Annotated in this window: 12 protein-coding genes; 2 read left to right on the top strand and 10 right to left on the bottom strand. The window is 41.8% G+C overall.

Annotation, left to right across the window (positions count from 1 at the left end):
- Positions 1-166: 166 nt before the first annotated feature.
- Positions 167-577: a nucleoside diphosphate kinase regulator gene (gene rnk / locus MNY66_RS02090; protein WP_047255233.1), complete on the top strand. Its 411-nt coding sequence runs from the start codon at positions 167-169 to the stop codon at positions 575-577.
- 81 nt (positions 578-658) lie between these two features.
- On the opposite strand, the gene pmbA is transcribed toward rnk, so the two are convergent.
- The gene (gene pmbA, locus MNY66_RS02085; RefSeq protein WP_241501335.1) at positions 659-1,999 is read right to left on the bottom strand and encodes a metalloprotease PmbA; all 1,341 of its coding nucleotides are present in this window, start codon (positions 1,997-1,999) and stop codon (positions 659-661) included.
- A gap of 428 nt (positions 2,000-2,427) precedes the next feature.
- Here pmbA and yjgA point away from each other — a divergent pair, with 428 nt between their 5' ends.
- Complete coding sequence (gene yjgA / locus MNY66_RS02080; protein ID WP_241501334.1) at positions 2,428-2,970, top strand: ribosome biogenesis factor YjgA; 543 nt, start codon at positions 2,428-2,430, stop codon at positions 2,968-2,970.
- A 170-nt stretch (positions 2,971-3,140) separates the two neighbouring features.
- Here the strand turns inward: yjgA and MNY66_RS02075 are convergent, their stop codons facing one another.
- The 9 genes from MNY66_RS02075 to mreC form a co-directional block, all read right to left on the bottom strand.
- On the bottom strand, positions 3,141-3,419 hold the full coding sequence (locus MNY66_RS02075) for a barstar family protein (RefSeq protein WP_241501333.1): 279 nt from the start codon (positions 3,417-3,419) through the stop codon (positions 3,141-3,143).
- 7 nt (positions 3,420-3,426) lie between these two features.
- Positions 3,427-3,915, bottom strand: coding sequence for a ribonuclease domain-containing protein (locus MNY66_RS02070; protein WP_047255237.1), 489 nt, complete (start codon positions 3,913-3,915; stop codon positions 3,427-3,429).
- 132 nt (positions 3,916-4,047) lie between these two features.
- Positions 4,048-5,493, bottom strand: coding sequence for a metalloprotease TldD (tldD, locus tag MNY66_RS02065; RefSeq protein ID WP_241501332.1), 1,446 nt, complete (start codon positions 5,491-5,493; stop codon positions 4,048-4,050).
- A 5-nt stretch (positions 5,494-5,498) separates the two neighbouring features.
- Positions 5,499-6,356, bottom strand: coding sequence for a deaminated glutathione amidase (gene nit1, locus MNY66_RS02060; RefSeq protein ID WP_241501331.1), 858 nt, complete (start codon positions 6,354-6,356; stop codon positions 5,499-5,501).
- Positions 6,356-10,192 carry an AsmA2 domain-containing protein YhdP gene (yhdP, locus tag MNY66_RS02055; protein ID WP_241501330.1) on the bottom strand — a complete coding sequence of 1,279 codons (3,837 nt, stop codon included), beginning with the start codon at positions 10,190-10,192 and terminating at the stop codon, positions 6,356-6,358. The genes nit1 and yhdP overlap by 1 nt, the downstream gene beginning before the upstream one ends.
- Positions 10,193-10,378: 186 nt before the next feature.
- Complete coding sequence (rng, locus tag MNY66_RS02050; RefSeq protein WP_047255240.1) at positions 10,379-11,848, bottom strand: ribonuclease G; 1,470 nt, start codon at positions 11,846-11,848, stop codon at positions 10,379-10,381.
- Positions 11,848-12,432: a Maf family protein gene (locus MNY66_RS02045; protein ID WP_047255241.1), complete on the bottom strand. Its 585-nt coding sequence runs from the start codon at positions 12,430-12,432 to the stop codon at positions 11,848-11,850. The genes rng and MNY66_RS02045 overlap by 1 nt, the downstream gene beginning before the upstream one ends.
- Positions 12,433-12,494: 62 nt before the next feature.
- Positions 12,495-12,983 (bottom strand): rod shape-determining protein MreD, encoded by a 489-nt coding sequence (gene mreD / locus MNY66_RS02040; RefSeq protein ID WP_047255242.1) that lies wholly within the window; start codon positions 12,981-12,983, stop codon positions 12,495-12,497.
- A gap of 53 nt (positions 12,984-13,036) precedes the next feature.
- On the bottom strand, positions 13,037-14,005 hold the full coding sequence (gene mreC / locus MNY66_RS02035; protein WP_241501329.1) for a rod shape-determining protein MreC: 969 nt from the start codon (positions 14,003-14,005) through the stop codon (positions 13,037-13,039).
- Positions 14,006-14,049: the final 44 nt, after the last annotated feature.

The raw sequence follows: 14,049 nt of genomic DNA, 5'->3' as shown, positions 1-14,049 counted from the left end.
AACCACTGGTTTCGGATAAAAGCGTAAAGAGATCGTGATCGTGATCTCTTTCTTTTGTCACCATAAGCGCCTACTATAAATTTTATTAAAAACTTATTTTCAGCGACGCCCCCCGCCTTATGGGTGGGGGGCGTTTGCTTTGTATTGAATCTATTTGGAGTGTGGTATGACAAAGCCAACAATTATTATTAATGATTTAGACGCTGAACGTCTGGATAGACTATTAGAACAACCAGCTCATGCTGATAGCCCCGTGGCTGATGCCCTGAATGAAGAGCTAGACCGCGCCGAAATAGTAACTCCTCAGGAAATTCCCGCGGATGTAGTCACTATGAACAGCACGATCCGTTTTCAAGATCTGATCAGTAACGAAGAACGCACCCGAACGCTGGTTTACCCTGCCTCGCTAAAAGATAGTACCGAACAGCTTTCTGTTATGGCACCGATGGGCGCCGCATTGCTCGGATTAAGAGTCAATGATGAAATTAGTTGGGAACTGCCTAATGGCGTAAAAACTCGCGTTAAAGTGCTAGAAATTATTTATCAGCCTGAAGCTGCAGGTGAATTACACCGTTAATTTATTAAATGCCAAAAAATAAGCCCGACAGATAGCGTTATCTGTCGGGCTTATTTTAATTAATGTAGGTCTAAATATCCGTTACTGACCAGCGATACTCATTTCAGGTAACAGCACTGAACCGCACTGAATATTGCTGCGCATTTCAATATCGTCACCAATAGTGACTATGTTGGCCCACATATCTTTTAAATTACCAGCAATAGTAATTTCACTGACGGGATATTGAATTTCGCCATTTTCAACCCAAAAACCTGCGGCCCCACGAGAATAATCACCCGTCATGGCACTCACACCTTGGCCCATCAGTTCGGTAACAATTAATCCCGTGCCCATTTTTTTGAGTAACCCATCAAAAGAATCTCCTTGGCCAGGAATATGCCAATTATGAATACCGCCTGCATGTCCGGTGCTCTTTAGCCCTAACTTACGTGCAGAATAAGAAGTTAATAACCAAGTGGTTAGCATTCCCTGATCAATAATATTACGCTGACTTGTACGTACGCCTTCGCTATCAAATGGCGTTGAAGCTAAACCGCCAATTAAGTGAGGTTGTTCTGTAATCGTTAACCATTCTGGCAGAATTTGCTGACCTAAGCTGTCCATCAAGAATGAAGATTTACGATAAATACTGCTGCCACTAATCGCACCGACTAAATGCCCAAATAATCCGGTTGCTACTTCTGCGGCAAAAATTACCGGTGCTTTCATCGTCGGTAACTTACGCGGCGATAATCGAGCCAGTGTTCGTCGAGCACATTCTTGGCCTACCCATTCAGGCGATTGCAAAGAAGCCATACTGCGCCCAATGGTATAAGCGTAATCGCGTTCCATATCACCATTATGTTCAGCAATAACGCAGCTCGACATTGAATAGCGGCTTGAACAATAACTTTGCAGCATGCCATGTGAATTGCCAAAAACACGGATCCCATAATGGCCATTAAAACTGCCGCCCTCGGTATTTACGATACGGGGGTCTGCATCTAGTGCCGCTTTCTCTGCTGCTGCTGCTAATTTAATCGCTTCATCTGGCTCAAGGGGTGTGGCTTGAAATAATTGCAAATCGGGTGCATCAAAAGCTAATAAATCTTTATCAGCAGGCCCTGCAAAGGCATCTTCTGAGGTATACTGCGCAATATCAATTGCCGCCTGAACCGTACGTTGAATGGCTTCAGGCGTTAAATCTGTCGAAGATGCACTGCCTTTTCGCTGGCGATGATAAACGGTGATACCTAATGCGCCGTCACTGTTAAATTCGACATTTTCGACTTCACCATGACGCGTACTAACACCTATGCCTGTACTTTTATTAACCGCGACTTCTGCGGCATCACAATGCTGTTGAGCGAATTCAAGAGCCTGAGAAACAGCCTCTTCCAGTATTTTACGTTGCTGAGCTACCTGTTCATTGGGGTTCATTGATTAAAATCCGAGTAAAAAGAGGAAAAATCACCGGTTTATGCCCTAACAATTGGAAAGTACAGTAGTCATTAGGCAATTTTCCCAGTTACAATACATAATAATATAGCCTAAATACTTCAAGTGGTAGAAAGCCAGTAAATAGTGTTTTCCAAATAACCGTAAACTTTTGCCATTCACTAGCAGCGAGTTAATCAGTGCGTTATACGGACTATCAATAAAACTGGCCTATTCAACCGGTACTATTCAACCGGTACTATTCAATCGGTACTATTCACTCGGTAGTATACAATCGATACTGTACATTCGATTGCTATACAGCCGGAACTGTACAACTTGAAGCATGATGGATAAATGAATGTTAACACCCACAACGCAGCAGGTCATGCAAATTACGCTGTTGCTTTCTGTAAATAAAGGAAACCATTATGGCCAGACAGCCTGAAGATTGGCTCGATGAGACTCCCGCGCCACAAGAAGACGATGACGAGATCATTTGGGTCAGTAAAAGCGAAATAAAACGTGATGCCGAAGCTTTGAAAAAGCTGGGCGCCGAGCTGGTTGATCTGAGTAAAAATGAGTTAGAACGCATCCCTCTGGATGAAGACTTATTAGCCGCTATCGAGCTGGCACAAAAAATTAGACGCGAAGGCCGTCGTCGTCAGTTGCAGTTGATTGGTAAATTATTACGCGCGCGTGATCCTGAACCTATCACTGAAGCTCTGGATCGGCTTAAAAATCGTCATAACCAACAAACGCTTATCTTCCATAAATTGGAAGATCTGAGGATTAGATTATTAGAAAATGGCAATGAGGTGATTGAGGAAGTGGTTGAATTATTCCCAATGACTGACCGCCAACAATTACGTGCACTGGTGCGTAATGCCAAAAAGGAAAAAGCCGCCGCTAAACCACCAAAATCATTCCGCCAGCTATTTCAGTATTTAAAAGAGTTATCTGAAACCGCCTAACGAACAGTAAAAGTGCGATAAAAAACCGGAATAATGCTGTGTTAAATACACAGCAGATCCGGCTTTTTTATGCAGCCATAGCCGCTAATAGTCAATATTAATCTGTATGGTGGGTTAACACTCTATTTATGATACGGTTTTTTTATACGGCTATTTTCTAGATAATAATTTTATATACTGCAATGAAAAATAAGTTGCCCATTTAATTCTTCTTGTGCGTCAATCATCAATTCAATAATGTCTGAAAACAGTACCCATTGAGACTGATCAAGCTGGCGAAAGACAATACATATCGGCAATTCAATTTCGCCATTAAGCATATCCCACAGCGCATCCAAATTATGTCCAAACCACTCAGGTAACTGAAAACGTTGCTGAAATTGTTGATAAAAATCAGCGATACTCTCTATATAGTCAAAATCAAAAACTTCAGTTCGGCAGATATCCATAACTAACTCATTTAACTTGATTAAAGGATTTATAATGGTCTTTACTGAGATAAATCATACCGTCAGAGGAATAAAGTAAACGATCGGCACCTCGGTGCCCACAGCGATAATTAATATCGGCTTCATACCATTGTCGATGAGGGGCTATCGGTAAACGTTTTTCCCGATTTAAAAATTTATCTCCCCCAATGGCTTTCCCCGGCATCACTTCACACAGATTGCCCACGCGAGGATCCCAGCCATTCTGACGCGCGACTTTCTTGGTAATATAAAACTCAGGCAATCTTTGATATTTCTCAACATAGCTCACCACTGATTTTTCTGCCGTTAGCTGATCAATCTTTTGTGATTTATTATCTCTCAACGCTTGCTCAGGTGGGGATATCGGACGCAATGATTGCTCGGTTGTTTGCAAATCACTGCCTTTAAAATACAAGCTCACGGCGATTAAAACTGCCATAATTAGCATAGAAATAAGCCGCTTATTAAACTTCATAATATGTTTTTTATCCTAAATAATCCGTAAGCATAGGTTGCCGAGCACACCGCCAGCATAGCGGTGGCTCAATCCCTAAAACCTACCAATAAAACCAGTCAATATTCATAAACTAAACAACAGAGAAACCAATTAAGCTGTACCACCGACAGTAATTTGATCTAACTTCAGTGTTGGCTGCCCCACACCGACCGGTAAACTTTGCCCTTCTTTACCGCAAACACCCACACCTTTATCCAGTGCTAAGTCGTTGCCCACCATAGATATTTGCTGCATAGCTTCATGACCGGCACCGATAAGTGTCGCCCCTTTTACTGGCTTAGTTATTTTGCCATTTTCAATTAAATAAGCTTCTGACGTTGAAAATACGAACTTACCCGAGGTAATATCGACCTGACCACCGGCAAAATTCGGCGCATAAATACCTTTATCAACACTAGCAATAATATCAGCAGGTGATGATTCTCCGGCTAACATATAAGTATTGGTCATGCGTGGCATAGGTAGATGGGCATAAGATTCTCGTCGTGCGTTACCGGTAGGCTCGGTTCCCATCAGTCTAGCATTCAGCTTATCCTGCATATAGCCTTTCAAAATACCATTTTCAATCAATAGATTGCATTGTCCCGGTACCCCTTCATCATCGATAGCTAATGAGCCTCGACGCCCAAAGAGCGTGCCATCATCAACGATTGAACACAATTCAGAAGCAACTTTCTCTCCGATTTGACCACTGAAAACAGAGCTACCACGGCGATTAAAATCACCTTCTAGACCATGCCCTACCGCTTCATGCAATAAAACCCCCGGCCAACCTGCACCTAATACTACCGGCATCGTTCCTGCTGGTGCGGCGATAGCCGTTAAATTGAGCAATGCCATACGTACCGCTTCACGAGCATATTGCTCGGCTAAAATTTGTCCGTCATGTATTTCAAGAAAATAATCGTACCCCGAGCGTGCGCCACCGCCACTGCCGCCGCGTTCCCTTTTGCCATCATCTTCCACTAAAACGCTAACCGATAAGCGAACTAATGGGCGAACATCGGCAGCCAATGTACCATCAGTCGCTGCCACAAGAACTTGTTCGTAAATTCCAGTTAAGCTAGCATTCACTTCGATAACGCGAGGATCTTCTGCTCGGGCTATTTGATCAACTCGGTGTAATAAACCTATTTTTTCTTCGCGGGATAAACTATTCAGCGGATCAAGTAATGGATATAACGGTTTATAATTCACTTCACCTAAGATCTGAGCCTTGCCATTGCCACGCTCAGAAACAATACTGCGTGCTGCTTGTGCACTTTGTTGTAACGCAAGTAAATTGATTTGATCCGCATACGCGAAACCGGTTTTTTCACCACTAATCGCTCGGACACCAACGCCTTGATCGATATTATAAGAACCATCTTTAATAATACGATCTTCTAAGATCCACGCTTCGTGATAGCTAGATTGAAAATACAAATCGGCATAATCCAAACGGCGTTCAGATAATAGACCTAAAACATCAGCTAATTTTTGTTGATCGAGGTGGTTCACGGTTAGCAAATTTTCGCTAACAAAGGCTAAACTCATAATTATTACTCTTTAGTAGTTGATTCTTTGTTTATCAGTGATGTCAGATGAGGACGAAAACGATTATGTTTTACCACTTTAATCTGCTCACGCATGACTTCGAGACTATCGACACGCAGATTGAGCTCTAAGGCTGAAACCGCATCAACATTTTTCTTTAATACTTTACCCCAGCCATCGACTGCCAAAGTATGCCCCCAAGTTTTACGAGTACCATGTACACCCACTTGCGCCGGAGCAACAATAATACATTGGTTTTCTATGGCTCTGGCTCGCAGTAACGGTTCCCAATGAGCTTTCCCAGTTAGACGCGTAAATGCGGCTGGCACAGAAATAATCTCAGCACCTTGCTCACGCAGTGCCTGAAATAAGCCTGGGAAGCGCAGATCATAACAGATTGTCATGCCAAGGCGTCCCACTGGAGTATCTACTACCGTGATATGTTCACCACGCTGATAAATAGATGATTCATTATATGTACCTTGTTCATCTGTAATACTTACATCGAACATATGGATTTTATCGTAACGCGCTTTAATATTGCCTTTTTCATCAAATAGTAAGCTACTACTGGTGATTTTTTCCGCATTTTCACGACTGACCAGCGGCATCGAACCAATTAAAATCCAAACATTATAACGCTTGGCTAATTCACTAACGGCGGCTTGTAATGGACCTTGGCCTTCAATTTCGGCTCGCTTTTTATAGGTTGCGGCATCGGCGAATAACAGCGCATTCTCGGGCGTCATGACTAACTTAACTGAGCTGGGTAACTGTTTGATTTGCTGCTCAATTTGCGCTAAATTATGCTGAGTATTTCTACCGCTGCATAATTGTAAAAGTGCAACATTGACATTTTTCATCACTTCTCATTCTCCTTAAGCTGTCGCAGCACCTCATCAATCTTAGGCTCATCTAAGCTACCGGTAATATGATAGCGAATAACGGAGATTTTACTCCATAATGGCCCAAAGACTTTGCTGGCTGCAAAAACCGCCGCCCCGACAATCGGATTTACGGCGAAAGCAGTGGCAACACCTACAGTCGCAGATAATTCAGGCGTTACAACGACTTCCATATTGATCTTTCTTTGTAACAGATTAATTTGACCCGATAATTTAATATCCGCAATTAAACCATCGATCAATGTATTTTCAGTACTTAATACACCTTTCGTTAGTTTAGCTGTTGCTTTGATCGAATCAAAATTGAAGTCATTACTAAACGTATCACGAAAATCAAAGCGAAGTTTGCGTAACAATGCATCAAAACTCATTAAGCGCAATAATCGCCCTGCATTACCGCCGCCCATTTCAGAAATCGCACCTTTACCTAATTTGGCAGTTAACAGTCCATTAAGAGAGGACACATCAGGTGACCACGGTGTATCTCGCCAATTAACATCAAATTCAATAACATAAGGCGATTCAATAATTGGCACTAATACCCCATAATAAGCGGCAGTATCATCAAAACGTTCACCTTGCAGCGTTCCCGCCAGCTGGGTTTTATTTTCAGATCCGCTTTGCCATATTGCATCTAGCGTTAATTGAGTTGCGCTGTTATTTAACGTCCCGCCAGTGAGCTGCAAAGTATGACCTTTAGGCTGTAACGTAGCCGTAATTTGACCTAATTTATAACCACTAATCCAACACTCTCGGCACAATACATTAAGGGTTGGCCAACTGGCAAAATGGTAGATTTGAGAGGCAGAATTTACTGTTTTATCCGAGGTCGGAGTTAATGTGCTCAGTGGATTAAAGTAAAGGTAATCAATCGCTAATTGCCAATATTTATCATGTGGCATATTCAGGCTGGCACGAATATCGGGGCTATTAGCCTGTAACGAAAACCCGGAAGCTGTTTGATCAACCGTTAACGCAAGTTGCTTCCACTGCTGCCCGCCAAATGTTATCGAAGGAGTGGTGAACTTTATAGTATGTGGATAATCGAAACGCATATCTCCTGCTTTACTGGCTGGCGTATCAATATCAAGCTGACCGAGCAGCATTAACCACTTAGGATCGCTAATTTCAGGTAAATCAATCTGTAATAATGACGATTTAGGCAGTTGAGGAATGGTATCTTTCCAAGGTGAAATTTGCCCTTTCAGCAAACTCACTTGCTGGTTACCTAATTGCCATTCACTATTAAAACCTATCAGCTTGCCAATATCGCCATAAATAGCGAGCTGTTCGGTGCTACCTTGAGCCTGTGCGCTTAGCGTTTTTAGTTTACTTAATAACTGAGGATCGATATCAGAAAATTGGTGCTTAAGCTGGCTGATATCGCTATTTAGCTGAATATCTAATGCTGTTTTTGTCCCCGCGTGCTCAGGGATAGTTATTCCTACCGTGCCTTGCCAATCAATTTTACCTTGCAGTTTTTGGCGTAGATTTTCCGGAATAGCATTAATTTTTTCTGCTAGCCAATGACCCGCCAATTGAATATCAACTTGATAGTGTTTCTTTTTTTCGTGTGTAGTAAAACTCAAATCGATCGGCTGGCCAAACCAAGAACCCTGCAGTGTGTTACTGGTTAAATTACCATTCACAAAAGAAAACTGTCCTGAAACTTGCTTTAGCTGACTATCGATCGATTTAATATAAATATCATTATGATTTAATTTAACGGTTCCCTCGGCAACCACCTGCTTTTCCGGTTCTAAAGGAATAGATAATGCAAGAGAGCCAGCCACATTACCGTCAATTTGCAATATATCTAAGGTTTCACCAATCGACTCTTTCATCGGTGATAACATAAAATAATCATGAATTTGCTGACCAGTTCCAGCGATATCTGCATTAATTTTCAGCATTGAATCGGCATAATCAGCGATATCAGCATGCACATCGGTGGCGATCGCTTTATCTAATTTCAATGTTGGCGCTGACATAAATAGGCCTTGGCGCTGGAAATTTAAATCGATATCTAAATTAAAAATTGCCGGCCAGTGAGGATCATATTCAAAGGTTGCATCGCGTAAAGGCACAAAGACCTGAAATTGACCATTATTTTGATAAAACGGAAAATCTTCTGGTGAGCCTCTAAATAATAAACTGGCTTCATCCACTCGACCTGCAATAATGGCTGAAGTTAGATAATCAGTCAGATCTTGCCCCATCAATGTCTGAGGAAAATAGCGCCACGCTTGCCCGGCATCATCTAAGCGGATGCCTGCCAGTATATTTAAATCTGGCTTTTGTTGCCCTTGCTGCTGATAACGAAATTGACCATTAACCCACAAAGAAGTGGCCTGAATATCGAGTTTATCACTCCACAATTCAAAGTTATCTTCAAGTACACGCCAAAAAATATGCCCGCGCGCTTTAGTTATATTCAATGGCTTGGCAAACATAGGTTTATCAGACATAGGTTTATCAGACATAGGTTGGTAATCAATTTCTCCGTCAGCCACAGAAAAAGAAACCACTCCACGCTGCTTATCACCAACTAAGACACCACTAAAGCCATTCATTGATGGCAATGACTTCCATTTTTTCCAACTTACATCATGCCAATCCATATCAATTTGGGTATGCTCTGGCATATCAGGGATCAAATCGACGGCAAAGCTGCTAATTAGCCCCATTGGTTGACGATGTTGCCAATCTTGAACCATCTCCGGTGTCAAAAATGAGAAGGTAGGTAATATCTCACTTAAGCGTTCGAGCTGAATATTTTTAGCCCGGATACGCCAGTGATCATGGTGTTTATATTTACTTGAGCTTGGTAAATACAATACCGAGAGGCTTCCCATTGGCCAAATATATTCGTCAGTTTTTACCGTATCTAGCTCAGGAATATCAAATAACCAGCCATTGCCTTGACGGCGCATTCGCAGTAATAAATCATTAACCTGAAGATTATGGGCTGCGTGATCCATCTCCCAGTTAGCCTCACCTTGACGTAGCTGTAATAAGCCACTTTGAATACGGCTATCTTTCAACGTTACCCATGATGACAGACTAAAATTAGCATCCTGCAATCCACTATTATCCCGCAACCAACGGCTAAGCCATGGCTGCATATCGATATTATCTGCCTGCAAATAGATGGTGCCATCACTCAAAATGTCATTTTTGTCAGTTAAATCTAATTTAACTTGTAAAAAACCATGCTGTTTATTAATAGTTTCAAGGCTAACGTATCCCTGAGCGCGATGACGACCAGGCTGATTTAGCCAAGACAATTCAGGCAATAATAAGGTAGTTTTTTGTTCTGAAGGAGTAAGAAACGAAATTTGACTATTTTTGAGCGTAAAATTATCAAACTTACGTAAAAATAGATCATCAAAACTGCCAAACTGCTGATCGGTATCGAGTGGCGAGTCTTTATCGAAAGGAACTTTATAATCGACGTTCAATTGATAAAAGGTTAGATCACGAAAACGCCAACGTAGCGAGAATAATGAGCGCCAAACATCAAGCTCAATTGAAATTTTCTCTGCATCCGCATCCAGCATATCGCTACGAATAACCACTTGATTAATGGTTAAACTGGGGCCAAATGAATGCCATGCAGCATCTAAATGACCAATTTCAATCGGAATACCTGAAGTTTGCTCAAATCTTGCAGCAATTTGTGTACGATAATCATTGATATAAGGCAGAAAAAAACGCAGTCCACTGAGCAATAATGCACAGATAATCAGTACCAAAGCGGCTGTCACCAACATAATTTTGGGCAGTCGTTTCACCAGCCTCTCCTTCATGAATGCCGCTGTAAGCTAAATAATTAATGCGACAATAATAAAATTATTCCATCTTCTCAAGAGCGTAACCTATTCTCGCTATCAAGATAAATGGAATAAAACCCGCTGGCTGCAATCTAAAACAAGGCTAATTAATACATGCAGTTGATTTATATGATTTCGACATTATTACTACATCATTACTACATCAAAACGTTCTTGGCTGTATAGCGGTTCGACTTGAACTTTAACTTGTTTGCCGACAAAAATTTCCACTTCAGCTAACGCATGGGATTCATCACCCGTCAGCACATCAACTACTGATTTTGCGGCGTAAACCAGAAAACGATCGGCGTCAATAGAACGATGAACCCGTACAATTTCACGTAATATTTCATAGCACACGGTTTCAACCGATTTTACCGTACCTCGTCCTTGGCAACTTGGGCAGCAATCACAAAGAACATGTTCGAGGCTTTCTCTAGTACGCTTGCGAGTCATTTCCACCAAACCCAATTGGGAAAAGCCATTGATGGTAGTTTTTACTTTATCTTTGCTAAGCGCTTGTTCTAAAGATGCCAGTACACGACGACGATGTTCTGCATCAATCATATCAATAAAATCAATAATAATAATACCGCCCAAATTGCGCAGACGTAATTGCCGTGCAATCGCCTGAGTGGCTTCAACATTGGTATTAAAAATAGTTTCTTCTAAATTACGATGCCCAACAAATGCACCAGTATTAATATCTATCGTAGTCATGGCTTCAGTTTGGTCAATAATTAGATAACCGCCAGACTTCAATTCAACTTTACGTTCTAATGCTCGCTGAATTTCATTTTCAACATCATACAAATCAAAAATAGGCTGATTCCCCTGATAAAGCTCTAATTTAGCTGTCATTTCAGGGACATACTCAGCAATAAACTCTTGCAGTTGTTCGTGAGTTAAACGTGAATCGACTCGAATTCTATCCAGTGCAGCGCCAGCAAAATCACGAATAATACGATGAGCTAAAGCTAACTCACCGTAAATTTTGGTCCGTGTGACATTACGCTTTTTACGCTCAATCACTTTTGTCCATAAGCGTTTAAGGAACGCAGCATCTTGGCGTAATTCTTCTTCGCCGACGCCTTCAGCCGCAGTACGAATAATAAATCCGCCATTTTCGTCACAATATTCGGCAACTATTTGCTTTAATCTTTCACGCTCAGATTCGCTGTCAATACGCTGAGAAACCCCGACATGTGAAGCGCCCGGCATAAAGACTAAATAACGCGAGGGCAAGGTAATATCGGTAGTTAAACGCGCGCCTTTGGTTCCTAAAGGATCTTTAACCACCTGAACAATAAGATCTTGCCCCTGCTTGACTAATTCAGCGATATCACGAACATGAAAGTTTTTTTGTTCTTCACCAGCAATACATTCAGTATGCGGCATAATATCGGAAGCATGTAAAAAAGCGGCTTTATCGAGGCCAATATCAACAAAGGCCGCCTGCATTCCAGGAAGCACCCGGCTCACACGGCCTTTGTAAATATTGCCAACAATTCCTCTTTTGGCTTCGCGTTCAATATGGATCTCTTGCAGTATCCCGCCGTCAATATAGGCAACTCGCGTCTCAGATGGTGTGATATTTACTAACAATTCAGCGGTCATTATTTTCCCTTACCATCAATTAGCGCTAAAAATCGCTCAATTAATTCTTCTGTTTCGACTAGCGGTAAGCCAACAACGGCATGATAGCTGCCATTAATTTTCCGTACGAAACGCCCACCGAGCCCTTGAATACCATAAGCACCCGCTTTATCCATCGGTTCACCGCTCGCGATATAATCCTGTATTTCTAATTTTGATAAATCGCGGAAGGTCACATCAGTCACAATTAATTGTGATAATAATTGTTTTGAGTTAGAAACTGCGATGGCCGTCATCACTTGGTGCGTTTGCCCTGATAATAACGCAAGGATCTCAGCCGCATGCTGTTTATCTCTCGGTTTTTCTAGAATATTTTGATTTAATACGACGATAGTATCTGCCCCCAGCACCGGGTAATCATGAGGCGCTATAGCCACTCCTGCCTGTGATTTTTCGACAGCTAAGCGTTGAACATACTGCTGAGGGGTTTCTCCGGACATCCATTCTTCGATAACCGAGGGACGTAAGATATCGCATTGATAATTTAATAATCCGATCAGCTCACGCCTTCTTGGTGAACCAGATGCCAAATAAATACAGCTCATATTATTTTTTAGTCCCTTTTATAAATATTTTCAATGCTATATTTTTAATGCGATATATCAAGTTAATAAACGGAGAATTGACGACGGATTTTTCGCAGTAATAAAAATAACCATGGCCACAGAATACCATTGACCACGCTATTCCAAAATACCTGAGGATGAAACAAGACTTGAGATGAAACAAACTCGGCCCAGAAAACCGTAAAATCTAAAATAATAGTCAGACCAATAATCACCAGTGATTGCTGCCATAGTGCCATATTGCGCAGTAATTGATGTTTATAAGCCACTAAATAGCAGATAATGCTGTAAGCCAGTGCATTTACTCCTAAAGCTGCCCCTTGGATTAAATCGACTACGATCCCCAAGAAAAAGCTGGTCCCCACGCTGACCCGATGGGGTAAGGCCATCACCCAATATATTAGAATTAGCAATAACCAAGACGGCCGATAATATGCCAAAAATTCAGGCCAAGGCATGATCTGCAAAATAATGGCAATAAAAAAAGATAACCAAATGATCCCACGACCATTTCCGCGGTATTCATTCATTAGTTTTTATCCTTTATACCCAAAATTCATTGATGATAGCCCTGTATTAGACGCTAACGCCCTGAAGGTGAATCGATATTCGCCGGTAATGGCGGCCCTTGCAACTCATTTGGTGTCGGTAATACTTGCGGGAGAACTTTCATCAAACGCTCATTCGCAGCTCGGTACACTTCAGAAGGCGGCAAAGGCTGTGCAGGATCGCTATCGCTACCCCATAATAATAATAAATATCTTAGGCGCTGTAGTTCAGCTGTCGGCTTGGCATTAATGATGGTATAAGCTCGTTGAGTATCATGTTTCACACTAGAGACTACTCCTACAGGATAGCCCTCAGGAAAGCGTCCGCCTAATCCAGAAGTCACTAACACATCACCCACACGAATATCCGTATTTTCTGGCAATGGCTCTAATTGTAAGTCGTCACTACATCCCGTTCCTACCGCAATCACTCGCACATCATTACGCAATACCTGAACCGGTAACGCATGTGTAGTATCGCAAATCAATAACACACGGCTATTAAACTGGCTGACGCCCACAATTTGTCCCACTACGCCTTTGTCACTGATAACTGGTTGACCTTCATAGACACCATCATGCGTACCTTTGTCAATAACCACTTGATCACGATACGGTGTATTAGCGCCAGAAATAACCTGAGTAACCATCATATGCTCATCTTGACGCAATGGCGAACCGAGTAATTCACGGAGACGGGAGTTTTCTTGCTTTAATTGCTCTAACAATAGGCTATCAGCTTTATTCAGCAGTAATTCCTGCTTTAATGCTCGATTTTCAAACCTTAATTGCTCGCGAGTTGAAAAACCATCAGACACGCTGTCGAGTAACTGACGAGGACCATTAGCCAGAAAATAGAACGGGCTGACAGCCGTATCCAGATAGGAACGGATTTTATTGAAAGGTTCAAAACGATGATCAACCGCCACCAGCATTATCGCAACAATAACCGCAATAAAAATACGCAATTGTAGGGAAGGACCACGCCTAAAAATCGGCTTCATGTATAACAGTGCTTCACAATTATCAGAGAATCAAAATAAATAGA

Origin of the sequence: Moellerella wisconsensis, assembly GCF_022592395.1 — a bacterium.
In the GTDB taxonomy this organism is placed as follows: Bacteria; Pseudomonadota; Gammaproteobacteria; order Enterobacterales; family Enterobacteriaceae; genus Moellerella; species Moellerella wisconsensis.
The sequence above is the reverse complement of the archived record's forward strand: the minus strand, read 5'-3'. Positions and strand labels throughout refer to the sequence as shown.